Here is a 24,163-nt window from a genome sequence, read left to right as displayed (position 1 = left end):
ATTTAATTCGCCCCTTATCAGTCAGCGCATTCGGATCTGCAGAACGCAACTCATCCTCAATAAGTTTCCTCCCCTCACTACCAGTAACCACCGAATACATATAACCCTTCTCAACCAAACCAGGCACAAAAACCACCCCCACAACACACACAACAACAGTCAAAACAATCAAAATAACGCGGTATTTCCGCACAAAACTCTTAAAAGCCATAACTCATCACCTTCTATAACTGTACAGCTGCTGCGCTCAATTGAGATGTAACACCCTTACCACCAGTAAGAATCTTATCAACCATCGGCACATCATTATCCAACCAATCCTTCTGCCAACCATCCTTACCCGGAGACTCAGAACCACGAAACAACACAGAATAATGCTTATCATCCGTCTTGACCACATACATCCTCAAACCCGTAGACTTATCATCAACAACCTTGTCAAGGGTGCCAAGAAGTTTTTTATGCCCATTCTCCCCAAATCTAATCGGCTTGTGATGCTGCACGTCTATTTTTGTGTAATTATCGTATTCGATTCGAGCGATATCTACACGATCCTTCTCCGAAATATTATTCATAAGTAATAGGTTCGCCTCCAGCTCCTAAATCATCGTATAAGCGATCTGCTTTATTCGAATAATGAAATTCATACACCTCAAGAGTTCGTGCAGCATTGTCCCGTTCAAAAAGCATCGTCACCCACAAATCAGGATCATTATTAAACTCAACATCTACCATAATCCCTCCCATAGGGTTATGCTCAATCGTATCGGTCAAAATACGATACGACTTAATCCGCCCCTTAGCAGTAAATGCGTTCGGATCTGCAGAACGCAACTCATCCTCAATAAGCTGCTTACCTTCAGCTCCCGTAACCACCGAATACATATAGCCCTTCTCAACCAAACCAGGCACAAAAACCACCCCCGTAAGAAACACAACAACAGTCAACACAATCAAAACAACACGGTATTTACGCACAAAACTCTTAAAAGCCATAACTCATTACGCACCTTTACCAATAGAATCAAGCTGTTTAGCATGCTGATTCACACTGTCCTTGATACTATGAGACCATTCGCCTTTAATCGCTGAGTCCATCTGTTGCATATCATTATGTATATTCGCTTTTGCTTCCTTGCTATACTCGCCTGCTTTATGCTTAAATTCAGCTACTGTAGAGTCTAAAATATCTTGAATAACAGGGATGTATACTTCGCTCAATAAATGATTCAGCTGCCACAGCAACTCTGTCGACTCTTCTCCTCCATCAGCAGAGCTACTATATGTTTGTTTAGTAGTAGCCATAATTGAGACTCCCCTCTTTCTTTCAAGCAAGAAAAACTATTCTTCTAAATCTCTCAATTTCTTATGATAATACGCTTGAACTTCATCTTCATCATTATCAATCTCATGAATTGCTGTTCTCATTCGGGCATCTAAGTCACGCTCAGCTTCTCTCGTAATGGACGTTATCTTGTGTGTAAAGTCATTTTCGTGGACCGCATGATGCTGTACATACCAGATTGCTGCTTCCGCATATTCACTCATCTGAGTATCAATCTGATACTGCTCCTCGTGTAAAGCATCTCGTTTCTCTTCAAAACGAGCCTGAGCTAGGCGTTGATCCCGACGCAGCTGATCCGCAGATTCCAATATGAGCCCCTCAATATCCTGAATTCGTCTATTTCCAATTTACTCTTGCCCATAACGTTATGAGTAAAGAATCCCAATTACTGAGAAGGCTAATATTCTTATACTCATAAATGTTCTCTACAACGCATCAAAGCGCCCCATCTGGGACGCTTTGAATTGATTAAGTAAGAAAATACCACTCCATTGCGCAGTTATCGATTATTATAGTTTCGCCCGCTAAAGTCACAACGAATACATAATTTCCAATAATTGGACTGTTATTCTGTCAATACCTTAACAGTTATAGCTTTGCTATGCGCAGATCTTTAACGACCGCGACCAAATGCACGAAGCTGAATTCCATTCCAATCTGGACCGACTGTTACAGGAGTAGCTGCGTTCATGCCAGCTGTCTTAGCAGCATTTTGCAAGGTATTTGGACCTATCGCTCCTTCACGACCTGGCTTTGGCGTGAAGACCCAGAATGGTGATCCTTCATTAAGCAATGACATTGCGTCCATAATAGTATCCGCAAGTTCATCCTCATCATCGCCATCGCGCCACCACAATATGACGCCATCAACGCTTGAATCGTATTCCTCATCGACGAGTTCCTCACCAAGGTACTCTTCTAAGAGAGAACGCAAATTTTCATCTACATCGTCGTCCCACAGCCATTCTTGTACTACATCTCCTGGCTGGAAACCGAACTCCTGTGCTTCCTTTTCTGTATTAGACACATCTTGAGCATAACAAATCACTGGGAGAAATCGACAACTTTGCCCATGTTGGCTGTGTTTTCCCTAATATTTTCCTTAATATTTCGATATCGATTTTGTTTATTCTTGTCGATTTTCAGTAATTCTTCATTCTGAAATGCGCTACTGTGATATGCCTATTCCTTACCAGTTTTCGTAGCATTCGATTCCACTGAGCATCCGCGTAAAGCACTCGTTTCACCCTTGCCGATTGAAACTAAAGTCTCATACGCTTCATCAATGTTGTCGACAGCAAATACTTGAAGTCCTTGTGGAACATGTCCTACTACTTCGTCGCAGTTTCCTTGAGGGGCAATGAAATATTGGGCACCATCTCGCTGGGCTCCAATCATCTTAAGCTGAATTCCGCCAATTCTACCTACTGAACCATCACTTTCAATCGTGCCCGTACCAGCGATAATCTTTCCACCAGCTTCATCCACAGGTGTAAGTTTTGAAACAATCCCCAAGGTATACATCATTCCTGCCGATGGACCACCGATGTCGTCTACACTAATATCGACTTTTGCTTTTGACGTATCAATATTTAATTTATCGTGCGCAAAAGAAAGTCCAACCTTAATAGCCGAATTTTGCGCCTGCGACATTTCATTATTTCCCTCTTCTTCATACTGATCAGCCGTAGTATCAACACTATAAACAGCTTCTTGTGGAAGCACTGCCATCTGAGGATTAAACCATGCATAGATGGCCATAGCAGTTGGCACGCTATACCCAGGCACACCGGTAGCTGATACAGTAACGAGACGCATCTCACCTTTATCCTTATACGTCTTAATTCCAGAAATATCTATCATCTTGGTATCTGAGTCAGTGCTAACATCGCCCATTACATTTGCTGTCGGGCCTGGCATTTCAATAGCAAATGGGCTTGGCGAAGCAAGCATGAAACCAAGAAGAATGATAGAAACTACTGCAAGAAGCAATCGTCGATTCTTTTTAGGAATACGCGTCGTGTTTCTAGGACTACTGCCCTCACTCGTAGGGTCGCTACTGTGTTCGCTTGCATTGTCGCTCTCGTTTTCACTACTGTGACCACCACTACTGACAAACGAATTATTCTGCGTACTCGGAACAGGGAAAAATGCCATTTTCTTTGCTTCATTTCCCGTTGTCGTTTCTGCCAAAGTGTCGATTTTATCTTCAGCATTTTCAGGCTTATCAGCACTCGAATTTGTATCCATAATTTTCCTACTACCTCACTGCTGTTAGTTGCAAAAATCATACTTCGCCCAGCAGTTTTATGTCATATCTACTTTTGAATGTAGCACAACGACTTGGTAAATGTGAGAAGTTTTAGTTTCGTGTGTGGTCATATTCGTACTGATTCAAGAAATGATTCATACTCAACCGACATTTATCAAATTCAATCCCGCAGAAAGACCTCGAATACGCTGAGCGCATGAAATATGTGCGCATAATGAAAACCGTTATGCATTTCGCTCATATGTCCAATATGATTGTGAATTAGGATTTTTCTCGAGAATGGATACTATGAACGACGGCATGAGTGAAGAAGAACTACATAAGTGGATGGTTGAGTCATTTGGGCCTTTTGAGGGCGAAATGGCATGGCAACAATTCCAAGAACTTCCTGAACAGATGCGCGAGCAGCTTCTTAGTCAAGGAATGAAGGGGCTTCCTAATCCACACGAAGTGCAATCGCTAATGCAAGCTTTTACCGAAAGTGGTATGAATTCCCTCAATGATATTCAGTCAACACTATCATCGGGGCCAATTAATCGACGTCTTGCGAAATCAATTGCACAGCAACGCGCACGCGAGGGTGAAGATATAACAGTCATCACCGCCTCGCAAGCGCAAGAAGTACGTTCGGCTGCTTCAGAGACGAATTTATGGCTTGATTCAGTCACTAATCTTGTTCCGGCTTCCGAACCAATTAGTGTATACACACGAGTCGAGTGGGTTGATGCAACTTTGCCTGCGTGGATTGATTTTGCTACTCCAGTTGCTGCTTCTATGAACGAGGCTATGTCCACTGTCTTTATGGAACGTTTCGGAGATGCCCAAATTGATGGCGAGGTCGCAGGTCTCTTTGCAGGACCAGTAAATATTCCTTTACCAGATGATTTAAAAAACCCAGGCAAGCTTATGCAAGTGTTAGGTAATACATCCTATGCTATGCAATTTGGTTCCGCAGCAGGTTCCCTATCACACGACGTTCGTGGTACATATGACCAAATAATTGATTTAACGGGCAATCCTTCAGGCGGAATCGTTCTTGAAAATGTTAAAGACTATGCAAAGAAACTTGAAATAGATGAGTCTGAAGTTCTACGTTATCTTACTCTCGTGGAAAGCGCACACGCTCGTTTATTCCATAACGTGCCTTGGCTTATGCCACAGTTTAAGGCGTTAATTTCGAAATATGCTCGTTCGATCAGCATAGATTTAGATGCTATGGAACAAGAGTTACGCGAAGCGCAAGCGATGAACCCTGAATCGATTGCAGGCGCAGTTAACTTAAGTAAAGTCGGTATGTCTGACACTCCTGAGCAACGAGAAGCTCTACAACGCTTGGAAACATTACTAGCTCTCGTCGAGGGATGGGTTGATTGTGTCGTATGGCGTGCTGGAATACCATATTTGCCACATATGGAGCAATTACGCGAAATGCAACGTCGTGAGAGAATTACTGGCGGTACTGCTGTACGAAGCTTTGAAGCATTGGTTGGCCTTAATCTTCATCCTCGTAAACTTCGTGAAGCTAGCGAGATGTGGGAAACCATTACCCTTGCAGAAGGCGTTGACGGCCGAGATGCCCGCTGGCAGCACCCGGATAGTTTACCTGTACTCGCAGATGATGTTATGCGCGATTTGCGTAATGCTTCACAGTCTAAAAATGATTCACTACTCAACGACGAATCATTCGATGAACTCAATGCGCAGCTCTTCGGCGATATTGATGATGTGCAAGATGATCCACAACACCGTAGCTCGCAAGAGAATCCAGTGTCATCTGTTCAGAAAGACTCTTCACATCAGGATGCGGATAATCAATCCACCTCACACGAGGATTTAAATCAACAGTCAGAAGCACAACCGTCACAGCCAGCGAAACTCGTGACGGGACAGCCAGCAGCAGACCAGGCTGCGGCTCATCACTCTACAGAATCACAATCAAGCGCCTTCAGCTCATCAATTGATTGGGACAGTGAGTTAGCTCATTTGATGGAAACTGAGAATGAAAAGAAATCCGCTGAAGATGCTGATGGGTCGTCTGATTCTGACGGTGCATCTGGTTCTGAAGATGTGTCTGGCTCTAAAGATGCGACGAACTATGACGGTCCAACAAATTCTGGCAGCACACCTGGCTCAGACAACGAGACCCCAGAAAATTAAAGTTTAAGACGGTGTTGTGTCGTTCCTCGCAACGATACAACACCGTCAGATACACTGCATTCTTATGCGCTCTTAATTGAAGACTCATAAAGGCTCCTATCTAATCGTAATAGGAGTCTTTCTCTTTTATCGTGTTTTCATCAATTCCTACCGCTAAGCCAGCTATGCAGACAGAGTACTGAAAGTACGCATCGCCAACATCATCTCACCACACCCTAATCTCATCAAAAACTAATAATGGTAAGACTAACTTTCAGCAGCATCTAAGCTGAGTGTCGCTTTGCGCGTCGTACGGCGTTATGAGCTTCACGCACGAATCTACTCACTGTACGTGCCGACCCATAACCGTTCTCAAATGCGCGATCGGCTAAGCACAAATACACTTGACGGATTCCTCGCGTAAGAGCAACATAAAAAATTCGACGCTCCTCTTCGATATGTTCCTGATATTCCATTCCTTCTTCGTCCCGTTCACTAGAGAGATCAGTAGCAATGTTCGGATTAAACGGAATATTTCCTTCGAAACAATCCGGAATGAAAACCATGTCCCATTCAAGACCTTTTGATGCATGAATGGTTGAGATAGTCAATGAATCTTCATCTTTCTCACCCGAAAGGACGACGCTATCATTATCCAGCTTGAGATTCACCGTGAGACCTTGTCCGCGACAAATTCGTGCTATATCGCGAGCGCGGGCACGAGTTCGAGTCAAAATAGCTATATCATTTATCTTCGTTCCACGTTGGATATGCCAGTGTATGCGCGAGGCAATTCCTGCAAATTCTTCATCATCATGCCCAAATTTTGCAATATGTACCTGAGGGCCCGCATCATTGTCAGTTTCAAGATGAATATATTCGGCCGAATTTACAGAATTTTCCAAAACTGCATTCGCGTAATCGACAATGTGTCCGCTCGAACGGTAATCATGATTGAGCTCTATGTCGAGTGAAACTGGTGCAAATTCTTGTGCAAAATTCATCAAATAATAGCTTGATGCCCCTGCATAAGAGTAAATAGTCTGAGCAGGATCGCCCACAACGCATATATCACGATTCCTCCCTAGCCATTGTGTAAGAACTCTGTGCTGGAGAGCTGACACATCCTGATATTCATCAATCGTAATATGTCGCATCTTTTGACGAAAATCTTCTGCTAATTCGGGATACAGTTCGTAAATATGCGATAGCAGCAACAACGAATCATCAAAGTCGATGACATTGTGCAGACGCTTTTCAGCTTCAAAATCGCGAGCAATTTTCATCATTTGCTCAGGCTCTAAATCAAGCGGAAGAGGATGCTTAATTGCGTTAACTATTCGTTCATAATCTTCATAAGCGATCAAATTAACTTTCATCCAAGAAATTTCTTGAATAATATCTCTCACTTCCGCATCGGTATAATCGCTGTACTGCAAAACATGGGTTAATGCCGCATGAGCATATACATCCATATCAGATGAAATTTCAGGTGAATCTTGATGCGCTAATATTCGCCACGCTCGTCGCAATTGCGAATACGCTGCCGAATGGAATGTACTTGTATGAACATCATATACACCTAATGTCGCCAAACGATTTTTCATCTCATTCGCAGCTTTATTAGTATATGTCACCGCTAATGTTGCATCTGGATTCCATTCTTTGCTCGCACACGCGTATGCGATTCTGCGAGTAATCGTTCGGGTCTTTCCCGAGCCTGCGCCTGCTACGATGCGAACGGGACCTGATAAGGCTAAGGCTGCTGTACGCTGATTGTCATCCAAGCCGTTAAGAATTCGTTGCACACGTTCATCTGAACTGTTTCTATGCTCCAAATTCACTCTTTGCCCTAGAACAGCGTTCTGTGGGATAACTTGCTGTGAGCTATCTTGTTGTGGGGCAATCCTTTGCAAACCGCTCTTTTGTGGGGCATGGTAGCGTAAATTATCGCCATTCAAGTCATCGCGATATAAGCCATCGTGATTGAGGCCATCACTTTGAGCAGTACCAAAGTTTGAGATTGCATGATGCGTGTCATCTATTGCATCGTTATGGCTGCCATAATCTGTACTGCCGTCGTTTACTTCGCCGTTGTTTGCTTCGCCGTCGTTTGCTTCGCTGTCGTTTTCGCGAATGGAGTCTATCATACACACCAATAGTACACAACATATAGCTTCTGTATTATTCTTGATTTTGTGAGTCAACGTTCCGTATTAGAAATCGCAGCCCTCGCTTCAGCTGCTATGCCAGAACTATCTGTCGCTACTACTCGTGGATCTGAACAATTCCTGATGAGTGGCGATCGCAAAGACATCGTCACCGCTGTCATTACAAGCGTTGAGGGAATCGAATATGATGTTAGCGTCACATCTAGCACTGATGGAAAGTCGTTGCTCAAAGACAGAGCTCGCGCGGCATACGTATTATCACGCTCTAAAGGACCCGTTGGATTAAGCTTCGCGCTCGAAAATTATACGTTGTATCTTCCAGGCGATAGTGCTCAGGATGCAACAGGCGATAATGCAGTGTTTATATCAACGCACATCGATGGGGATGCTGTACATTTGACGGATTTGACTTCTCAACAATGTACTGCAGCTGGTACTTCTATTGCAGCAATTCATCGCATGCGACCAGGATTTTTAAAGGCTGCTAAATATCGCTCATACTCAGCGTTAGACATTCAAAATCAACTCACTTCATGGATTCGTAACCTCGAAGAAGCAGGTCATATTCCTTCAGAAATTATCGACAATTGGAAGGAAATTATCGCGACCGAAGGTCTGTGGAACTTTACCTCATGCCCAGTTCATGGAGGACTGACAGACGGCGATATACTTTTCTTGTCGAACTCTGTAAGTGCAATTCGACATTGGGAAAATATGCAAATAAACGATCCAGCACGCGATTTGGCTTGGGTGTTTACGCATCTAGACAAACCTCGCCGTGACGCGTTTATCGCCGCATACAGTCGAGTTATGGGAAATCGACTTGACAATATGATTTGGCTCCGTGCAGGCCTGTGGACTCAAATGGAGCAAGTCGGCGAATATATGCGAGCACTGACCAATGCAGATACTGCAAAAATTCTTGCATTCAAGTCTCAAGTTAATTCATTGGCTCACCAAATTGCGAAGAATAATCCTCGTCGTAAACCTCTTGAAAAGAAATCAACGCTAACGGTGGGTGATTTACTACAGAATCCAGACGCTGCCCAAGGAAAGGCTGAAACTCGTGCTCGTGGAGGCAATTCTCGTAAAGCAGCTCATACACGTTTTGTAGTTGATTCTGGTATGCGGGTATCACCATCAACATCTTCTGATCACACCCTCGTAGCACGTAATGATTCGATATATGCGAATCAAACACCGGTTCGAGATCAAGCTCCAGTTCGCGCAGAAATGAGCGACGACTCCGATTCAACGATTAACAGCCCTGTTAATGTTCCAACCCCACCAATGCGATCCGATGCGACTGCTCATCTGACAGATAGTTCCCGCTCTGACGAAAATCAGAAGAATTCATCTCGCACTACTGCTGGCTCAACTGCTGATTCACCCCGCAAAAACTGGAATCTAGCCCCAAGCCAATCCCAAAGTTTTACATTCACTTCCCCGTCTCATGTTACGGAAGTTTCTCAAAACAACCCGGTATTAACAGATGCTGATGCTGTTGCGGATGAAGTCAATTCCTTATCGTTTACGTATGATGCGCATACAGAGCAACCTGCTGACGTTTCTGATGTTTCACGAATCGCTCAATCGAAATCATATACCGAAAGCAAGTCTCTCGTCGCGAACGAAGAAACTATAGCTATGCAGGCTCAATCAGCTGCCACCGCAGCCGCTCATGCTCAAGAATCAGCAACCTATAAAGCGTATTCAGAGGGCATCGCTTATACTGCGCAAAGTAGCTATGTGCGCGTTGATTCAAACGGTTTCGTATTGGACGATGTTGAGCATTCATCACGCTTAAATGATGTGAGTGATGATACATTCAATGATGACACAGCTAATGGCGACACGGTTAATGGAAGAGTGTCTGAGGGCAACACTTTCGAAGATGGTGTGTTTGAAGACAATACCGGCGAATCGGCCATCGCTCAAGACGATATCGAAACTACTGTCTTCGCTGCCCAAGAAAAAATCGACCGCGATGACGAATAATTGATAAACTCGCTTATAGTACTTGTATAGCTTTTATAGCTTGCATAGTGAAGGCGGTTTGCATAAGTTGATACATACACTCATGCAAACCATAGCGTTTTGATGTATGCAAAAAATGCACGCGAAAGGACGAAAGGAACAATTATGCTTGTAGAAATTGGCATCCAACACGTATCGAAGATTATCACCGTCGATACTGACGAGACTGCAGAAGAAGTCAGCAAGAAAGTTGATAAGGCAATTAATAATCACGAAACCCTTAAAATTACAGAAAAGAAGGGCCGTGTCATCGTCGTACCTGCAAGTACTTTAGCATATGCAATTGTAGGTTCTGAAACAGCCCGCCCTGTAGGATTTGGGGCTTTGTAAATAAAAATTGTTTTTTGCAGGTCGTACGGTTTCGTAAAACATCAATGACGAATTCATAGTCACCGGCAGTACGACCTGCAAAAAACAATTTTTATTTTTAAGGCAGTAGCCGTATACGACCGCGATGGATAATTTCCATGGCGGTTTCGTTGTCTGTGGTATTCTCCCCTAGCTTATTTGGCTTACCAAGCCCATGCCAATCTGATCCTCCAGTTTTCAATAAACCGAGTCGATCAGCGAGAGTTGACAAACGGGCTCGCTGTTCAGCTGAATTATCGCGATGAAAAATCTCAAGACCATCCAGACCGCACTCTTTTGCAAAAAATTCGATATCGTTGTCACTCAACAGTTGACGATTGCGACTGGTCGCTCCGCTATGAGCGAGTACGACTACTCCTCCAGCATTTTTTAAAGCTGTGATTACATCAGCAACATTCGGAGATAGAACTGGAATATAATACGGACTCTTCGCAGAAATTGCGCCGGCGAACGCCAACGAACGGTTCTCGTATATCCCTGCAGCCACGAGAGCATCAGCTATATGCGGACGGCCAACGGTTGTCTTATCTCCTTCATGAACCTGCTCAAGAACAGACTCCCATGTAATTGGAAAATCTTGAGAAAGTTTTTCTACCATCAGTTGAGCTCGTTCAAGGCGCCGTTTGCGCATTTGAGCATATAAATTCAGAACGTGTTCATCTTCGCAATCATACAAATAAGACAGCACGTGCACGCTCACATGCCGGTTCTTATCATCATGCTGACTAGTAATCTCTGTTCCACGAATTACAGGAAAATCCTCGACTATCGCGGCTTTCTTTGCTTCATCCCACCCTGCAATAGTGTCATGATCACTAATAGCGATACCCTGTAATCCTTCTTTCTTAGCAATACGAACCAATTCCGTTGGAGAATATGTCCCATCTGAGAAAACGGTGTGGCAATGCAAATCCCAACCCTTCATAAATTCTCCTTCAAATGTGTCGCCGTCATACTTCCATCGTAAACTGAGCCATAACGAAAGGTGGAATATGAAACTCTCAGGATGGCGTCATTCATCAACGTGGATCTATTTAGTCATGCTTTTTTCATCTGTTGCTGCACTTTTCATCTCATTTATTTTGAGCGCAGAAACGCTACAGCTTGCTCGAAATCCTCAGAACGCTTTAGCATGCGATGTGAATTCTGTCGTATCGTGTAGTACTGTGGCGAACTCGTGGCAGGCTGAATTTATCAAGTTCGCAGGGTTGAGTTTCCCCAACGCATTCTTCGGAATCGCAGCTGAATCCGTCTTCGTCACAGTCGCCGTGCTAGGTCTTTCCCGAGTCAAGCTACCAAAATGGTTTACCATCGCAGCTTGGATTGGAAATCTCTTCGCTTTCGCGTATGCGTTGTGGCTATTCTCTCAGAGCGTCTTTGTGATTGAAGCACTATGCCCTTGGTGTATGGGACTGCTCCTCTCCACTTTTTTGCAGGTCGTATCGCATTCTCACGGGGTTTATGCGATTCAAGGTATTCCGTCTTCGGAACGAAATGCAAAAATTCTAAAATCGTACTTCCATCTCAATATCGATTTACTCATCGATTTAATTATTTTCCTTGTCCTTGCCGCAATAGTCGTATCGAAGTACGGCGCAGTTTTACTTTCGTAGATTCTTAAAAAACATGTACAATGCAGAAACTCTTAAGCGCTATGTCCGCGAATACTTCGAATGCGAAATTGACTATCCATGGATTTCACATCCCTCATTTGCAGTACTCCGTCATGAATACTCGCGAACATGGTTTGACCTTGTTATGACACTCCCGTTCGCAACTCTTGGCGCAAGTGATAGTACTGATTTGGTTGATGCAGTAAATCTTAAAGCGAATCCGCTCGACGTTGACTTTTTTGCATCCCAGCCCGGGTTTGTTCCTGCCTACCACATGAATAAAACGCACTGGATTACGGTGCTACTTGATGGTAGTGTCCCAGATAAACAAATTGAGGATATGGTAGAGCAAAGCTTCGAGTTGACTATGAAGGCGAGTGATAAGTAAACCATCTACGATTTTTTGCACTTCGTATCGTAAGCAGCAATTCTATCTGCTCTAAATAATCATTTTCCGGTACGTAATGCAAAAAATCGTATTTTATCTATTCCTTCATCCTCTTCTATACCTTATTCAAGTCTCATCAATGTTCGCGAACTCAAATTCCTCGCAAGCCAATTTTTTCGTTTCCAAAGTTGAAGTGGACTAGCCAAAGGAACACCAGCAAGACGAAGTTTAGCCCACAAAGCTCTTCCTCCTGCTTCCTTTGCCTCAGAAAACTGAAATCTTACAACAAAATAGCCTAAACTCATCAACGCAGATTCTCTATCTTTCTGCCGCATTAAGACATCATGAACATCATGAGCACCTACATGAGCTAACATTTTCTTATCAACGTACTTCTTCTGACCGTCTAATTCAGCCACGATATGCGGAAAATTAGTTTTTGAAGATGACGCATTTTCCCATAGAAAATCTGGACGAAGAGTTCGCGTATTCTGCAAAGTTGATGATTTTCTATTTGGATCATAAAAAGGATTTCGTAGTATCTTTTGAATCATAGGAACTCGGAATCCTCCCTCAATTATCCTCGCTCGGCTAAATGATTCTCCTCCATTTTCTGACCGCGGATTAACAAAACCCAATACGAAAGTCGCGTATTTGATTTTCCAACACTTCTTTCGTTTGTATAAAAATCTATTGATATCGCGACGTGTTAGATGAAATAGTTTTGCCAAGTAATCTGCAATCATGAGCGCAAATCTAAACGGCAGCATTCTCGCACAATCAAACATAGTTTGCAAAACTGAAGTTACGAGAACTCCATTAAGCAATGCATATGTGTCTGTAAGCGGTCGATAGTTTCGCACGATTGATCGAGAATCAGCAATAATTTCCCTATGAGGAGCTATGTCATATTCGGCCAAAAATCTCTTAAAAATACGGCAATTCTTAATGTAATGAAAACGAATAGGGTAATTAAGACGCCGAGTAGAGGCGGTATGATCGTCGACCGCGAAGTGGATTCGCTTGTGAAAATATGGCCAGACGATTGCCCCATATAATGCAGCAGCGGACACTGAACTCACCGTCCAATGAGGGTGTTCCCGAGCAGCTGCGTAAATACGCTCAAGAATTTTTTGATCGCGTGTCTTTTCTTGCCACAAATAACGGCTAGTATATGAGCGAGGAAAAGGTTGTACAAGCGTACCGTTTCGAACTTTGCGTTCGATACGACGCCGATCATTCCTATGCTTTTCTCCAGGAAGATTCACTAATATCGATGTACTCATATCATAATCGTCGCATCAATTCATTCGTATATAAGCATTAAAAAATGAATGTGGACGAATGTGAATACATGTGGTGTACTAGAAAATCTATTTTTTGCAGGTCGTATTGCTCACTGATCTTTTGCAAATCGAGCCAAAAACCACAAACGATACGACTTGCAAAAAATCATAATTATAGTACCTCCACCTCAGCCACGAGCTTCGCATCTCCTGTAAGCAAGACTCTGTCATTCTCTACGTTCACAACCAGCGTTCCTCCGGGAACTGAAATAGTCCAATTTTTAACATTCGTTCGTTGTGTTAAAACGACGCCGGTTGCGCACAGCCCAGTGCCACATGACAAGGTCTCCCCCGCACCGCGTTCATTAACGCGCATAGTTGCTACGCCCATATCGTGGCTTCTGTCAACGGAATCGATTCGCACAAATTCAGCATTTTGTCCCTCTGGAAGTTCAGGACTAACTCGTGGAGTTTCACTCAAATCGAGCTGTTCGACATCCGGCATTGTATTAACATTCAACGTAATTGGCATTCCTACAGGCATGGACGCCATATTCTTAAGGTCGAAAGGCTCACTAAGCACAGTAACGACATGTGGATTCCCCATATCGACGAAGGTACCCATGGCCTGTTCACCACCACGAGGAATTGTAACCATGTATTCATCAATCGTACCGATTTTCCATGGCCCCATATCGATTCTAAATACGTTCGTTCCCAGCCCCTCGACTTCACCCAAATATGTAAGATACTTGATACCCGCACGAGTAGCAAGCGCGAACGGTTCTTCCTCAGTTGCCTCAGTTATCCCTTCTCGCATTGCCAATGCCGCAGTTACTCTCGTGCCATTCCCGCACATTTGCGCCAGAGAACCATCAGCGTTGCGATAATCCATAAACCAATGTGCTCCTGCTTCATGAAAATCTCGCGCTTGTTTCTCACTAATATCTGATACGAATTCTGGCCTCGTCAAACGAATTACACCATCGCCGCCGATACCGAAATGCCGATCATCCAGAAAACGAATTTCTTCTGTAGTTGGCTCGAATTCGCCAGTTTCGTCTACATAAATAACGAAATCATTACCTGTTCCGTGTGCTTTAATAACTGTTCGTGGGTATGCCATACTCCTTATCTTATCCGCAGTACGGAATGCAAAAAATAGTTTTCAACTTTCAGAGCAACCCGCACACACTTTCAAACTCCGTACCCCGACACAAACTGCGTGGCACACTTAAACGTCTTTACAAATCAATCCGCACAAATTCATAGATTTCGCCCTTATGCGCGACTTATATATGCCAGGGAGCAAGCATTTTCACTATCCTCTCTTTTTCTCGCCCCACCCCGCTGACGCTCACCGTCTCTATCGAATTTTGTTTCTGATTTCTGTCTGCTCATTTCTTGCGTGAGCGAAATTAAGCTGCGCGAAACACATTTTAGGAGGGGTCGCACTAAACTGAAAGCATTATGGTTACAGGAATTATTGATGTAGGCGGTGGATACCGCGATATTTTCGGTGCGGGCGTTCTTGACGGTCTTTTGAGTAGCGAAATAACTTTTGACCATTGCTATGGAATCTCTGCTGGCAGTGGCAATCTTTCGTCGTTTTTAGCGGGGCAATATAAGCGTAATTATCGTTTTTACGTAGAATACGCGTTTCGACATCGTTATGCTTCGATGCGTAATATGTTCAAAAATCGTAATTTCGTGGGGCTTGATTACGCATATGGAACATTGTCAAACAGTGACGGCGAATACCCGCTCAATTATCCTGCGCTGGTAAACAATCCAGCACGTTTCACTGTTATCGCAAGTGACGCAACAACCGGATGCGCACATTATTTTTCCAAAGAAGATTTGAGCCAAGACGACTACTCAATAATCATGGCATCATCATGCGTTCCTGTGGCAAATCAGCCTGTAATGATTGACGGCGTACCATATTATGACGGCGGGATAACTGACCCGGTTCCTGTTGAACGAGCATTTGCTGATGGTTGTGACAAGGTAGTACTTATTACCACACATCCTATTGATTTCGTGCGAGATCCCCGCAAAGATATTGCTCCTGCGCAGGTGCTTAAACAGACATATCCAGCTATAGGGCAAGCTCTTCTTCACCGCGCAGAAGTTTACAATGCGCAAATTGAATTAGCGCGTCAATTCGCTAATGAAGGCAAACTCTTAATCCTTGCACCTGATGACACATACGGTCTTAATACCCTCTCCAAAACTCGCCAGGGGCTCATTAATATGTACAATGATGGCGTAGAAAAAGCACGGTTGGTTCAAGAATTTCTTGAAGGCGATGTAGATGACGAATAATTCTCCAATTGGCGTATTTGACTCTGGCCTTGGCGGAATCTCAGTAGTAAACGAGATTCATAAAATCATGCCACACGAAGATATTATTTTCTTCGGCGATTCTGCTAATGCGCCTTACGGGACGCGTTCAACTCAAGAAGTACAGCAATTAAGTTTTGCAGCAGCTGATCGTCTTATAGAGAACGGCGCAAAAGCAATCGTTATCGCTTGCAATACGGCCACCTCTGCTGCAGCAGATAGTATGCGCGAACGTTACGATGTCCCTATTATCGGCATGGAGCCGGCGTTAAAGCTCGCTTGTGACTTGGGTCATGGAGAGCCGCAGCATGTTATAGTGACTGCCACCCCTCTCACCTTGCGCGAACAGAAGTTTGCTCGATTAATGAACCGTTTTTCTGCAACTCATACTATCGAGAAGCAACCATGCCCACGCTTGGTCGAAATTGTTGAAAATGGTCAGATTGAAAACTCTAAACTCGTTTATGAAACCTTGCATAGCTATCTTGACCAGTATGATATGAACTCAGTCGATTCGATAGTGCTTGGATGTACCCATTTCACGTATTTTCGTTCATACTTTGAAAATATCGTTGATTCGCACGTCCAGATTGTTGATGGTAATGAAGGAACTGCTCGACACCTTCACGAAATATTAAAGCGTGAAGATTTATTGAACGAATGGTCGATTCTTCCGCCCTCCCCAAAAACCGGCACTATCACTCTTACGAATTCTTCTTCGAATCCGCGCCTTCTAGAGCTAGCTGAATACTTCGTGGAGAGATAAAAAATCGTTTTTTGCATGTCGTAATGTTCAAGTTTTCCAAATGAATTCGCGGAAATGGGTAAACATTACGACATGCAAAAAACGATTTTTTTATATAAGCTTCTTCTTCATCAAGAAGTCAATCTGCGGATCATCGCCCACTGCAAATACATGTTCACTGAAACGCTCAAATCCCCAGTTTGTGTAGAACTGCTGAGCAGCATAATTGTATTGCCAGACGCCGAGCCACAACCATTCGCAATTATGCTCATGAGCGATATCGTGTGCTTTTTGCATGAGGTACGATCCGAGCTTATGCCTCTTAAAGCGTGGCATGACATAAAGTCGTTGAATTTCCAAACTATTTTTTGGAATCTCCGGACCGTCTTCTGTTTGCGCACCCATGAGATTGACTTTCAAAAACGCAGCGATTTCTTGAGAAGCATCGTCGATAAGAGCGAAATGAAGCATCTTGTCATCGCTCAACTCTTTCTTGATATTGTCAAGAGTAAAGGCTTCCCCGATAAAATCGTCATTGTCACGAGGCTCAGCAGTGAGCAAGAAGGTATCTTCGAATGTTACAGCTGAAATCCATTGCAATGCTTGAGCATCATTGACATCAAGGCGACGTAACGTAAGACCTTCCAAATTAGCTGTGACAGCCGGTACCGTGCTACTATCTACACTCTTCTCAGATTCCTTCACAACGCGCTTGCGTGCAGGAATTGTCGCGATCTTGAAGCCACGAGAATTGATAATCGGTTCAGTCTTCTCAGTAGTTGCTTCGATAAGATAGTTTCTTAACACATGTGCGTGATTAAAAACCACGTCCTTTGCGCCGTAAACGAGAGTAATTCGTCCCTCATCATGCTCCTTCATTAATTCAATGAAATGAGCGACTTGAGGGTTCTCATCCAATTCAGCGCGATACCTCTCAGCAAACTCGCTATATTCTTCCTCTCTATGCCCCCACCATGTGCGAAGTTCTGGAGAAGGAGCTATATCTTTGTTCCACTCGTCAAGTTCAGCATCTTCTTTAGAAAGACCGCGAGGCCATAAACGATCAACTAGTACACGATAACCATCAACGCGAGTATCTGCAGGAGCATATGCGCGTTTAAGAGCAATTTCGACTGTCATGTATATATTATATGGCATTTTCAGCACTCTTCAAAGTTACCTTCCATCCCTTAAATTACAGTCATTTCTAGCCATTTATAAGTAACTGCTATAGCAAAGTATGAGATTTTGAAGATGTCGAACGCAATATTCAGGCAGTATTAAAAACATACATTATTCGCTGTTCGAGAGGATTATCTATGTCACAGGAAAATTGTCAGTGCGACTGCCGTAACCAAGAACGTACCGCACAGGTAAAGGAAAAATCTTCCATAACTGTGAAGCATAGTTTTGAGACCGAACGCCTCCATGCTGGTTATAATCCTAGCGAACATCACGATTCAATTCAGGTTCCAATTTATCAGACAGCCGCATTCACTATGCCTAGCGCCGAAGCTGGTCGCGATATTGCAGAGGGGCGTTTGCCCGGTTTCACGTATTCTCGAGTAGGAAATCCAACGGTCGATATACTCGAAAAACGTCTCACTGCACTTGATAGTGGCGTAGGTGCTGCTTGCGTTGGTTCAGGAATGGCAGCTATTTCCAACGCATTACTGTGCGCAGCGGAAGGCGGTGGCCGTATCGTAACTCACCATGATATTTACGGTGCAACTTTGGACATCTTCGTCAATTTCCTCGCGAAATTTGGTATAGAAGTTGATTTCGTTGATGACATTAATAATCCTGATGAACTCCGTAACGCAATTAAATCTGACACTAAAGCTATCTACGTTGAAAGCGTCACAAACCCGCGTACCGTTATTACGGATTTGGATCTCGTATCGTCGATCGCACATGCTGCTGGAATTCCGTTAATCGTTGACAACACCTTCCCTACTCCTTATCTCATTCAGCCGATCAAGTATGGCGCTGATATCGTTGTTTATTCGTCAACGAAGGCAATTAATGGACATGCTAATGCTGTATCTGGCGTTATTATAGATGGCGGAACTTTCGACTGGCAAACTCATTCGGATCGTTTCCCACAGTTTGATGAACCGGAATTTACTTTGTATAACGACCAGTTGGACCATGTTCCAAGCTATAACGAAGTCTACGGAAACCAGGCATTTATACAACGTGTTAAGGGAAAATATGTCCGACTTCTTGGTGCCGTCTTGGGACCGCAGGAAGCGTATCTGGAAATTATCGGTTTAGAAACAATTGCCGAACGTTTGAATAAGCAAGTGGCAAGCACTCGGAAAATTGTCGAGTATTTGAATTCAAATCCGCACGTAGCCCGCGTGAACTATTCCGATCAGCCTAGTAGCTTCCAAGCAGATCTCGTAGAAAAATATTATCCACATGGAATTGGCTCAATTTTCTCATTCGAACTTGAAGGCAGTGAAGACCGTGTAAATCGTGTAATCAATGCATGTCGGATCTTCTCATACGTGCCAAATGTGGGCGATGTACGAAGCTTAATCGTTAATCCGGCGCGCACAACACATCGTGAGATTCCGTACGAATTCTGGGAGAAGGACGGGTTGAATCCGCAACTGATTCGTCTGAGCATTGGTCTTGAGAACGTTGATGATTTAATCGCTGATTTGGACAATGCGATAACTACCGCATTTAATGACTAACGTTGCTCTTTACACGTTTTGTGGCGGCTACTCAAAGCTGGGTAGCCGCCACAAAATGTTTTATTGATGGAATCGAAGAAGCTGTTAGTCTTCCACAGTGCTCTCATTCACAGTGCTTTCCTTCACAGTGCTTCACGTACAGCAGTTTCTCTCACAGCAGCATGAATTGCTTGATCGAGATCATCGATGATATCCTCAACATCCTCAATTCCGATACTCAAGCGTACTAAACCGTCAGTTATACCATGCTTTAACCGCTCTTCACGAGGAAGCTCGAAATGTGTCATACGGCAAGGAAGTTCAGCAAGGGACTCCACTGCCCCGAGAGAAACAGCTACCGTGAACAATTTGAGCGAATCCAACATTTTCTCAGCATCAACTCTTTCGTCAAGTTCAAACGATAGCACTCCGCCATAAGAGCGAAGTTGCTCGGATGCGATCTTGTGATATTGATTCGATTCCAGACCTGGATAATTGACATGTGTTACGTATTGGTTGTTTTCAAGCCATTGAGCAACTTTTAGCGCATTTGAATCGTGGCGTTCCATACGCAAGGCAAGCGTTTGAATACCGCGTCTGAGCAAATTCGCATCTTGCGGCGAAAGCGCGCCACCCACTCGATTGAGAGCGAAATACAATTTTTGAGCAAGCTCTGCATCGTTAGTTACAGCCACACCAGCCATGATGTCCGAATGCCCCGAAAGATATTTTGTAGCAGAATGCACGACGATATCAGCACCTAAATCCAACGGCTGCTGACCATACGGGGTAACGAATGTATTGTCAATTATCACCAGCGCATTATGCTTTTTTGCAACTCGTACCACAGTGCGAACATCAGAAACTTTAAGCAACGGATTCGTTAAAACCTCGAAATAAATCGCACGAGCAGGATGCCCAGAATCTTCCGCTTCAACGAATGCTTTCTCCAACGCTTCTTCATTTGTCGTATCAGCCTCTGAGAACGTCAATCCCCACCGCTCAAAATATTCATGAATGATGGAGTATGTACCGCCGTAAATATTATCACCAGTGATAATATGATCGCCGGGCTTAAAAATCGAAAAAGCCGCATGAATAGCTGCAAGACCTGAAGAAAACGCGAAGCCAACGGATGCGTGCTCCAGCAACGCTACTTGTTTCTCAACTGCTTCTCGTGTCGGATTCCCCGAGCGCGCATAATCCCATCTCGGGTATTCCTTCACTGTTTCAAAAGCATACGTCGACGAGTTGTAAATCGGCGGGTTTACTGCGCGCGTTGAATTGTCATCAATAGAAGCTCCATGAACGAGCTGAGTTTCAAAATGAGTCATGCTAGAACATTAGCAAGAATGCGAGCGGCAATTGCCTTGGCGCTTATAGTAAATAGTTATCGCAGGTTATGGGAGGATGGACTCGTATGACCTCCAAGGTTTTTTGCAAGTCGTAATGCTTAAATTTTTCTTGAGTTTCTAAGTTATGCCCGAGGCGATACGACATGCAAAAAACAGTAGAGCTGCATATACCATTTTTAATATGAATACTTTTATGATTATTGGTTTAATTTTCGCAGCTCTTGCAGGAGCACTTCACGTTCTGATTGCATACATGGAAATGTTTGCTTGGGAAGGACCTCTTGCACGTAAAACATTTGGCGGAACTCCTGAAGAAGCCCGTCCTTTTAGCTTCTACGCATATAATCAAGGGCTTTATAATGGTTTCCTTGCTGTTGAGGCTTTTGTTGGGATCGTGATTGCTATCTTTGGATCGACATTGGTCGGAGCTGCTCTCGTCATCGCTGCCGTTGCTTCCATGCTCTGCGCGGCTTTGGGATTAGTCCTCAAAGATAGCTCTTATGCAAGTGCAGCTATTAAGCAAGGCACGCTTCCAGTTATCGGCTTGATATTCGTAATTTTGGGATTGGTGCTGTAAAGCCTATTGGAAACTATCCTTTAGCAGTACGGTCGCATTACGTCAGGCACTTTTAAAATAACCGAGGGGTTTATCGTAAATATTCACGATAAACCCCTTATTAGTTATTTATTTTGGCTAAATATTAAGCATCAACATGTACAAGAATTGGCTTCATCGTTGCTTCCCGAATTTGCTTAATTCCTGAGAATGCAAGAATGAGCGCAATAAATGCAAGAACTGTAACCGTCACAAATCCCCCATACGAACCATTTTGATCGATGAAGTAACCGGCTAATGAGTTGCCAATTGAGCTACCGATAGCGTTCATGGCACTCATTATCGCCACACCTTCAGTGAAACGTGCAGGCGGTACGAGATGCAAAATTATTTGGTTACCATTAATCCATGTCGGCGATTGGCATACTCCGATAATCAGATAAATTATCATCACCGTCCAAATATTTCTCGCGAACATAAACGAGCTCAAGCCGATAGCAACAACTACTATGCAGAAATAGAATCGTTGCCATAGCGGAATAGTCCACGATTTAGCGCCATAGAGAGTAGCTCCAATCAGAGCACTACACGAGAAGCAAGCAAAAACAAAGCCGGTAAGTGATTGAACATTTTGTTCTTTAGCAAAAGCAATAATAGATATACCGCTCGCTCCTTGGAACGCTCCCAATCCAAACCATGTCGCGCAGATAGCAATAAAACCAATCGAGAAAATTGAAGCTTTCTTAGTTGCTTTATCTTCATCTCCGGAAACAGCCGCTGCTCGCGCAGCTTCCTGAACGCGGAACTCTTTACGGGTAATCCCAGCTTGCTTTGCTAAATCTGTTTGACTTGGCGGTTCTGCAGCTCGCACCGATAGAAACATAATCGCGCCAATAATTACGCACACGCCGGTAAAGGAGAATGACAAAACTCCTGAAATAACAGCAAGAATTGAGGATAGAGGGTTACCAATCATCCACATTGCTTCATCTAGCACTGATGAAAAGCCCATCGCACGGTCAATTTTCTCTGCACTGTTTTCTTGATTTTTGAGCAAATATGTCCACCGCGAACGACTCATCGCTCCCCATGGTGGGATAAATGCCATAAATGGGACGATGATATACAAAATCCATTGAGGCACTCGCAGCTGGATGCACGTAATCAAAGTAATAGCTGAAACAATCCAAATGCCGATAACTGGAATAGAAACGCGAGTTTGCCCGAACCGGTCAACTAAACGTCCAAGAATTGGGGTCAAAATTGCCAACGAGATTGCTTGTACCGCGCTCAGAGTGCCAGCTAAGGTATAGCTTCCATAAATGCGTTGTACCGAAATCGTAATACACATGCCAATCATCGGGAACGGCATTGACGCGATGACTGCCCCAATGGCGTAGCGCGCTGTTCCTGGGAGTTTAAGCAACTCACCATACCCACCGAAGATGCGTTGAAATATTGTTTTGCCGTACTTGTTACTGCTTGTCAGCTGTGACATAAGGCAACCATTGCCCTCTCATAATCTCGTCGTTGTCAATTGTGGGATTAATTGTGTTGTTCCATGTTAGGCGCAAATGTTCACACCTCAGTCATGTGCACATGGTGAGTACTCGTCGAGATCGTTATCAACGCCAGGCTCAAACTCAGAGTCAGATTCGGGCTCAGAGTCAGATGTAGATTCGGATTCGCTACTCTCCAAATGCGATTACAACTTTAATACATGTGGTATAGAAAAATCGCTCTGAAATGTTTTTGCATGTCGTGACGTTCAATATTCTCGCGCGGTTGCTTATATGATTTTGTTTATGCATTTTATCGCGGCGACATCACGCAAATATGTTTGTAATATATGGAACATGTGGAAACTCCACAATAAATAACCGTATGTATATACGAGTACGACTGTTCTATTGTTTAGTACACGTTTACTACGCATAAATATTTTTAGGGTAAGATGGTCAAACTATAGAATGGCGTGCTCAATAGCGACAAATTTGTTAGAAATATTCATCATTTTGTGTGCTAACCACTACTATACTTAGTAATGCTAATTAATAGATAGGAATGAGCCAAACTTATCAAAGGAGGTAATATGGGCTTCTTCGACGAAATGCAGCAACAAAGTAGTTTTTCGACGGCTTCAGGAATTAATGGACTCCATTATGTTGTGCTTCAGGTGACTCTCAAAGAGAAGATGCTTGGTACTGGATCTGGAAATTTGCACGAACTTGAGGCGGTCATTAACAATCAAGCAGCAAAAGGATACCGTTTGCACACTATTACCACAGCTAATGGAGGCAGTAAGGGTCTTGGCGGTGGAGATCGCATTCAAGCTACAATGGTTTTTGAGAAGATTATTCAGTAAAAGTTGACTCCGTTCAGTTGAAGAAAGTGTTTCTTAAGCACAGCGTATAAGTCAGCACTTTACAAATCACAAAGTCAAATTGATATGTTCATGCTCTTGACCAGCAAAATTGTTGTATTGAGCTTAAGAAACACTCTTCATTTTCATATTCTCGGATTGACTAGTCCGACTTTACTTAGTTCTAAAATCCGCTGAACGGAATAATGCTGTGAGTAAAATACCTAGAATGCTTTACTCGCAGCATTGCATCTTAGATTTTTTAAAGTATCCATTTGCTTACTCTGAAATTCTGAGTCTGAAAGAATACTTAGCGAAATACTTAGGGATACGAAGGTCAATTAAAAGAGCTGCATGGATCATTTCGTAGGGAGTATATCAATCAGAACAAACTGGACCAATAGGAATTGAATATGGTCTACCTCATTGATCCGTCAGACATCCGAAACCTACAGTGCGACCATCACCCTCATTATTGCGTGGTCTACCTCATTGATC

General features: G+C 43.6%; 23 protein-coding genes and 2 pseudogenes. 10 read left to right on the top strand and 15 right to left on the bottom strand.

Going from position 1 to position 24,163, the window contains the following annotated elements:
• The 7 genes and pseudogenes from EJ419_RS02010 to EJ419_RS01980 form a co-directional block, all read right to left on the bottom strand.
• Nucleotides 1-211 (bottom strand): annotated as a pseudogene (locus tag EJ419_RS02010) (DUF1310 family protein); the annotation flags it as partial.
• Between the two features lie 13 nt (nt 212-224).
• A complete protein-coding gene (locus tag EJ419_RS02005) occupies nt 225-575 on the bottom strand; it encodes a hypothetical protein (protein WP_131283256.1) in 351 nt (116 codons plus the stop codon).
• On the bottom strand, nt 568-996 hold the full coding sequence (locus EJ419_RS02000; protein WP_131283255.1) for a DUF1310 family protein: 429 nt from the start codon (nt 994-996) through the stop codon (nt 568-570). The genes EJ419_RS02005 and EJ419_RS02000 overlap by 8 nt, the downstream gene beginning before the upstream one ends.
• A 6-nt stretch (nt 997-1,002) precedes the next feature.
• Nucleotides 1,003-1,305: a hypothetical protein gene (locus tag EJ419_RS01995; protein ID WP_131283254.1), complete on the bottom strand. Its 303-nt coding sequence runs from the start codon at nt 1,303-1,305 to the stop codon at nt 1,003-1,005.
• A 36-nt stretch (nt 1,306-1,341) separates the two neighbouring features.
• The gene (locus EJ419_RS01990; RefSeq protein WP_131283253.1) at nt 1,342-1,653 is read right to left on the bottom strand and encodes a hypothetical protein; all 312 of its coding nucleotides are present in this window, start codon (nt 1,651-1,653) and stop codon (nt 1,342-1,344) included.
• A gap of 305 nt (nt 1,654-1,958) precedes the next feature.
• Nucleotides 1,959-2,372, bottom strand: a complete 414-nt coding sequence (locus EJ419_RS01985; RefSeq protein WP_131283252.1) for a DUF3052 domain-containing protein — start codon at nt 2,370-2,372, stop codon at nt 1,959-1,961.
• A gap of 155 nt (nt 2,373-2,527) precedes the next feature.
• On the bottom strand, nt 2,528-3,595 hold the full coding sequence (locus EJ419_RS01980; RefSeq protein ID WP_240680303.1) for a YlbL family protein: 1,068 nt from the start codon (nt 3,593-3,595) through the stop codon (nt 2,528-2,530).
• A gap of 301 nt (nt 3,596-3,896) precedes the next feature.
• On the opposite strand from EJ419_RS01980, the gene EJ419_RS01975 reads away from it, so the two are divergent.
• Entirely contained in the window at nt 3,897-5,774 is a 1,878-nt protein-coding gene (locus EJ419_RS01975) for a zinc-dependent metalloprotease (RefSeq protein WP_131283251.1), read from the top strand.
• Nucleotides 5,775-6,037: 263 nt separating this feature from the next.
• On the opposite strand, the gene EJ419_RS01970 is transcribed toward EJ419_RS01975, so the two are convergent.
• Nucleotides 6,038-7,903 (bottom strand): ATP-dependent helicase, encoded by a 1,866-nt coding sequence (locus tag EJ419_RS01970; protein ID WP_131283250.1) that lies wholly within the window; start codon nt 7,901-7,903, stop codon nt 6,038-6,040.
• Nucleotides 7,904-7,951: 48 nt separating this feature from the next.
• Between EJ419_RS01970 and EJ419_RS01965 the strand changes: the two genes are divergently transcribed.
• Both EJ419_RS01965 and EJ419_RS01960 read left to right on the top strand, forming a co-directional pair.
• Entirely contained in the window at nt 7,952-9,922 is a 1,971-nt protein-coding gene (locus tag EJ419_RS01965; RefSeq protein WP_131283249.1) for a phosphotransferase, read from the top strand.
• Nucleotides 9,923-10,066: 144 nt separating this feature from the next.
• Entirely contained in the window at nt 10,067-10,291 is a 225-nt protein-coding gene (locus EJ419_RS01960; protein ID WP_131283248.1) for a DUF3107 domain-containing protein, read from the top strand.
• 97 nt (nt 10,292-10,388) lie between these two features.
• Here the strand turns inward: EJ419_RS01960 and EJ419_RS01955 are convergent, their stop codons facing one another.
• Nucleotides 10,389-11,255: a PHP domain-containing protein gene (locus tag EJ419_RS01955; RefSeq protein WP_131283247.1), complete on the bottom strand. Its 867-nt coding sequence runs from the start codon at nt 11,253-11,255 to the stop codon at nt 10,389-10,391.
• Between the two features lie 67 nt (nt 11,256-11,322).
• On the opposite strand from EJ419_RS01955, the gene EJ419_RS01950 reads away from it, so the two are divergent.
• On the top strand, nt 11,323-11,943 hold the full coding sequence (locus tag EJ419_RS01950; protein WP_131283246.1) for a vitamin K epoxide reductase family protein: 621 nt from the start codon (nt 11,323-11,325) through the stop codon (nt 11,941-11,943).
• Nucleotides 11,944-11,956: 13 nt separating this feature from the next.
• Nucleotides 11,957-12,331: an MmcQ/YjbR family DNA-binding protein gene (locus EJ419_RS01945; protein WP_131283245.1), complete on the top strand. Its 375-nt coding sequence runs from the start codon at nt 11,957-11,959 to the stop codon at nt 12,329-12,331.
• A gap of 122 nt (nt 12,332-12,453) precedes the next feature.
• Here the strand turns inward: EJ419_RS01945 and EJ419_RS01940 are convergent, their stop codons facing one another.
• Together EJ419_RS01940 and dapF are read right to left on the bottom strand one after the other, a co-directional pair.
• Nucleotides 12,454-13,617: a hypothetical protein gene (locus tag EJ419_RS01940; RefSeq protein ID WP_131283244.1), complete on the bottom strand. Its 1,164-nt coding sequence runs from the start codon at nt 13,615-13,617 to the stop codon at nt 12,454-12,456.
• A 172-nt stretch (nt 13,618-13,789) separates the two neighbouring features.
• Nucleotides 13,790-14,743: a diaminopimelate epimerase gene (dapF, locus tag EJ419_RS01935; RefSeq protein WP_131283243.1), complete on the bottom strand. Its 954-nt coding sequence runs from the start codon at nt 14,741-14,743 to the stop codon at nt 13,790-13,792.
• 344 nt (nt 14,744-15,087) lie between these two features.
• Between dapF and EJ419_RS01930 the strand changes: the two genes are divergently transcribed.
• Nucleotides 15,088-15,945, top strand: a complete 858-nt coding sequence (locus EJ419_RS01930; RefSeq protein ID WP_131283242.1) for a patatin-like phospholipase family protein — start codon at nt 15,088-15,090, stop codon at nt 15,943-15,945.
• Nucleotides 15,935-16,729, top strand: a complete 795-nt coding sequence (murI, locus tag EJ419_RS01925; RefSeq protein WP_131283241.1) for a glutamate racemase — start codon at nt 15,935-15,937, stop codon at nt 16,727-16,729. The genes EJ419_RS01930 and murI overlap by 11 nt, the downstream gene beginning before the upstream one ends.
• Before the next feature lie 90 nt (nt 16,730-16,819).
• Here murI and EJ419_RS08520 read toward each other — a convergent pair whose 3' ends face one another.
• Together EJ419_RS08520 and EJ419_RS08450 are read right to left on the bottom strand one after the other, a co-directional pair.
• Nucleotides 16,820-17,413 carry a GNAT family N-acetyltransferase gene (locus EJ419_RS08520; protein WP_338068211.1) on the bottom strand — a complete coding sequence of 198 codons (594 nt, stop codon included), beginning with the start codon at nt 17,411-17,413 and terminating at the stop codon, nt 16,820-16,822.
• A gap of 63 nt (nt 17,414-17,476) precedes the next feature.
• Nucleotides 17,477-17,848: pseudogene (locus EJ419_RS08450) on the bottom strand (DUF488 domain-containing protein); the annotation flags it as partial.
• 179 nt (nt 17,849-18,027) lie between these two features.
• Between EJ419_RS08450 and EJ419_RS01915 the strand changes: the two are divergent.
• Nucleotides 18,028-19,413 carry an O-acetylhomoserine aminocarboxypropyltransferase/cysteine synthase family protein gene (locus EJ419_RS01915; protein WP_131283240.1) on the top strand — a complete coding sequence of 462 codons (1,386 nt, stop codon included), beginning with the start codon at nt 18,028-18,030 and terminating at the stop codon, nt 19,411-19,413.
• Nucleotides 19,414-19,535: 122 nt separating this feature from the next.
• Here the strand turns inward: EJ419_RS01915 and EJ419_RS01910 are convergent, their stop codons facing one another.
• On the bottom strand, nt 19,536-20,726 hold the full coding sequence (locus EJ419_RS01910; RefSeq protein WP_131283239.1) for a trans-sulfuration enzyme family protein: 1,191 nt from the start codon (nt 20,724-20,726) through the stop codon (nt 19,536-19,538).
• Between the two features lie 202 nt (nt 20,727-20,928).
• On the opposite strand from EJ419_RS01910, the gene EJ419_RS01905 reads away from it, so the two are divergent.
• Nucleotides 20,929-21,324: a DUF1304 domain-containing protein gene (locus EJ419_RS01905; protein WP_240680302.1), complete on the top strand. Its 396-nt coding sequence runs from the start codon at nt 20,929-20,931 to the stop codon at nt 21,322-21,324.
• Nucleotides 21,325-21,448: 124 nt separating this feature from the next.
• Here the strand turns inward: EJ419_RS01905 and EJ419_RS01900 are convergent, their stop codons facing one another.
• Nucleotides 21,449-22,801, bottom strand: a complete 1,353-nt coding sequence (locus tag EJ419_RS01900) for an MFS transporter (RefSeq protein WP_131283238.1) — start codon at nt 22,799-22,801, stop codon at nt 21,449-21,451.
• Between the two features lie 594 nt (nt 22,802-23,395).
• Here EJ419_RS01900 and EJ419_RS01895 point away from each other — a divergent pair.
• Nucleotides 23,396-23,668, top strand: coding sequence for a DUF4177 domain-containing protein (locus EJ419_RS01895; RefSeq protein ID WP_131283237.1), 273 nt, complete (start codon nt 23,396-23,398; stop codon nt 23,666-23,668).
• Nucleotides 23,669-24,163 lie beyond the last annotated feature (495 nt).

The organism is Alloscardovia theropitheci, assembly GCF_004332295.1.
In the GTDB taxonomy this organism is placed as follows: domain Bacteria; phylum Actinomycetota; class Actinomycetes; order Actinomycetales; family Bifidobacteriaceae; genus Alloscardovia; species Alloscardovia theropitheci.
The sequence above is the reverse complement of the archived record's forward strand: the minus strand, read 5'-3'. Positions and strand labels throughout refer to the sequence as shown.

Bases quoted from the DNA above. Each gene is read 5' to 3' on its own strand.
- EJ419_RS02005 (WP_131283256.1), bottom strand. From the start codon at position 575: ATGAATAATATTTCGGAGAAGGATCGTGTAGATATCGCTCGAATCGAA.
- EJ419_RS01940 (WP_131283244.1), bottom strand. From the start codon at position 13,617: ATGAGTACATCGATATTAGTGAATCTTCCTGGAGAAAAGCATAGGAAT.
- EJ419_RS02000 (WP_131283255.1), bottom strand. From the start codon at position 996: ATGGCTTTTAAGAGTTTTGTGCGTAAATACCGTGTTGTTTTGATTGTG.
- EJ419_RS01955 (WP_131283247.1), bottom strand. From the start codon at position 11,255: ATGAAGGGTTGGGATTTGCATTGCCACACCGTTTTCTCAGATGGGACA.
- EJ419_RS01995 (WP_131283254.1), bottom strand. From the start codon at position 1,305: ATGGCTACTACTAAACAAACATATAGTAGCTCTGCTGATGGAGGAGAA.
- EJ419_RS01975 (WP_131283251.1), top strand. From the start codon at position 3,897: ATGGATACTATGAACGACGGCATGAGTGAAGAAGAACTACATAAGTGG.
- EJ419_RS01900 (WP_131283238.1), bottom strand. From the start codon at position 22,801: ATGTCACAGCTGACAAGCAGTAACAAGTACGGCAAAACAATATTTCAA.
- EJ419_RS01915 (WP_131283240.1), top strand. From the start codon at position 18,028: ATGTCACAGGAAAATTGTCAGTGCGACTGCCGTAACCAAGAACGTACC.
- EJ419_RS01980 (WP_240680303.1), bottom strand. From the start codon at position 3,595: ATGGATACAAATTCGAGTGCTGATAAGCCTGAAAATGCTGAAGATAAA.
- EJ419_RS01970 (WP_131283250.1), bottom strand. From the start codon at position 7,903: ATGATAGACTCCATTCGCGAAAACGACAGCGAAGCAAACGACGGCGAA.
- EJ419_RS01910 (WP_131283239.1), bottom strand. From the start codon at position 20,726: ATGACTCATTTTGAAACTCAGCTCGTTCATGGAGCTTCTATTGATGAC.
- EJ419_RS01960 (WP_131283248.1), top strand. From the start codon at position 10,067: ATGCTTGTAGAAATTGGCATCCAACACGTATCGAAGATTATCACCGTC.
- murI (WP_131283241.1), top strand. From the start codon at position 15,935: ATGACGAATAATTCTCCAATTGGCGTATTTGACTCTGGCCTTGGCGGA.
- EJ419_RS01945 (WP_131283245.1), top strand. From the start codon at position 11,957: ATGTACAATGCAGAAACTCTTAAGCGCTATGTCCGCGAATACTTCGAA.
- dapF (WP_131283243.1), bottom strand. From the start codon at position 14,743: ATGGCATACCCACGAACAGTTATTAAAGCACACGGAACAGGTAATGAT.
- EJ419_RS01905 (WP_240680302.1), top strand. From the start codon at position 20,929: ATGAATACTTTTATGATTATTGGTTTAATTTTCGCAGCTCTTGCAGGA.
- EJ419_RS01950 (WP_131283246.1), top strand. From the start codon at position 11,323: ATGAAACTCTCAGGATGGCGTCATTCATCAACGTGGATCTATTTAGTC.
- EJ419_RS01930 (WP_131283242.1), top strand. From the start codon at position 15,088: ATGGTTACAGGAATTATTGATGTAGGCGGTGGATACCGCGATATTTTC.
- EJ419_RS01895 (WP_131283237.1), top strand. From the start codon at position 23,396: ATGGGCTTCTTCGACGAAATGCAGCAACAAAGTAGTTTTTCGACGGCT.